Raw genomic sequence first — 2,046 nt, forward strand, 5'->3', positions numbered from 1 at the left:
CCCGCAAGCGGGGAGGGAGCGCACCGGTTCCGTGGCTGGCATCCCCCGCCCAACTTTAAGACACCGGCAACCCATTCCTTAACTCGTTATTTACCGTAACGGACAAAAGTCGGTTTTCGAGGCAGACGACCCGCGCAAAATTCGATTGTCTTTGCAACCGGCACGCGTGGGGAGACTGGAGGCGCCGGGTGGGGCGCCGGAGTCGGAACCGGACAGAGTCATGAATTCGCGCGTATCGTGGAGTGTTGACGGCATCGACCCATCCGTCCGGGAGCGGGCCGAAGCTGCTGCGCGTCGTGCCGGCATGTCCCTCAACGATTGGCTGAACTCCACACTCGGCGAAACCGCGCCACCGAACTTTCGCGGACCTTACGATCAGCGCCAAGATCAACGTCAAGATCAACGTCAAGATCCGCGCCAAGATCCACGTCAGGATCAGCGCTCGCAGCCCATGCCGAGCCAGGAAAGCCGCGAAGTCGCCGACATCCACCAGCGGCTGGACGCGATCACCCAGCAGATCGAACGGATTTCAAAGCCCGCCCCGCGCCAGGACGCATCGTCGCGGCCAGAGGTCTCGCGCGAGCAGGGCGTCGCCCGCCAGCTCAACGATGCGATCTCGCGGCTCGACGCGCGGCTGTCGCAGATCTCGAAGCCGCAGCAGCCCCCGGCGCCGCGGCCGGCACCCTCGCCTGCACCGTCTCCCGTCGAGACGCGCCAGCGCCAGGCCGATATGGTCGAGCGCGCGGCAGCTCAAGTCTATCGCAACGCCCCTCCCCTGAGCCCCGCTTCGTTCGACGTCGCCGTCGCCGAGATCACCGCGCGCCAGAGCGAGCTCGACGGCTTTGCGCCGCGGCAGATGCCGCCGCGTGCCGCGCCTTCCATTGCGCCGGCCGCCGCTCCTTACGCGCCTCCGATGGCGCCGCCCGCGCCTGCCTATGCGCCGCCGCCGGGCCCGGATTTCTCCTCGCTCGAGCGCCATCTGCTCAAGATCACGAGCCAGATCGAATCGCTGCAGCGTCCTGACAATACCGAGCAAGCGATCAACGCCTTCCGCAGCGAGCTTGCCGAGATCCGCACCGCCATCACCGAGGCGATGCCGCGCCGCGCGATCGAATCGATCGAGAACGAGATCCGTTCCCTGCATCGTCGCATCGACGAGACGCGCTCCAACGGCACCGACGGCCAGGTGCTGTCGGGCATCGAGCACGCGCTGTCCGACATCAAGCAGGTGCTGCGCACGCTGACGCCGGCCGAGCAGCTTACCGGCTATGACGAGGCGATCCGCAATCTCGGCGCCAAGCTCGATTTGATCCTGCGCGCCAATGACGATCCCTCGACCGTGCATCAGCTGGAAAGCGCGATCTCGGCGCTGCGCGGCATCGTCTCCAACGTCGCGTCCAACGAAGCGCTGGCACGCCTGTCCGACGACGTGCAGTTGCTGTCGTCCAAGGTCGACCAGGTCACCCGCGCCTCCGGCCAGGGCGACAGCTTTGCGGTGCTGGAGCAGCGCATTGCGGCGCTGACGGCGGCGCTGGAAACCCGCGAGCGGCCGCAGCCGTCCGAAAGCACCGAGCATCTCGAATCCGCCATCCGCGCGCTGTCCGACCGCTTCGATCGCATGCAGGTCGGTAACGATTCGGCCTCGACCTTCGCGCATCTCGAACAGCGCGTCTCGTATTTGCTGGAGCGGATCGAAGCCGCCTCCGACCCGCGCAACGGCAATCTCAGCCGCGTCGAGGACGGGCTGCACGACATCCTCAGGCATCTGGAGCGGCAGCAGGCGACTTACTCCGCGCTGGCGGAGAGCCGCAGCTCTGCGCCGCAGGCCGATTCCGGAATGGTCGATCTCGTCAAGCGCGAGCTCTCCGACATCCGCTTCAGCCAGGCCGAGACCACCCGCAGCACGCAGGACTCGCTCGACGCCGTCCATAGCGCGCTCGGCCATGTCGTCGACCGCCTCTCCATGATCGAGGGCGATCTGCGTGCGGTGCGCACCGCGCCGCCCGCTGCACCGCAGCCGATGCCGATGGCCGCTCCCATTGCTGC

At 67.1% G+C, this 2,046-nt stretch carries 1 pseudogene; it reads left to right on the plus strand.

Annotated features, from left to right (window positions below):
- Window positions 1-220 precede the first annotated feature (220 nt).
- A pseudogene (locus tag SE92_RS20625) lies at window positions 221-2,046 on the plus strand (hypothetical protein); the annotation flags it as partial.

Source organism: Bradyrhizobium sp. AT1 (genome assembly GCF_001590795.1).
Classification (GTDB): Bacteria; Pseudomonadota; Alphaproteobacteria; order Rhizobiales; family Xanthobacteraceae; genus Bradyrhizobium.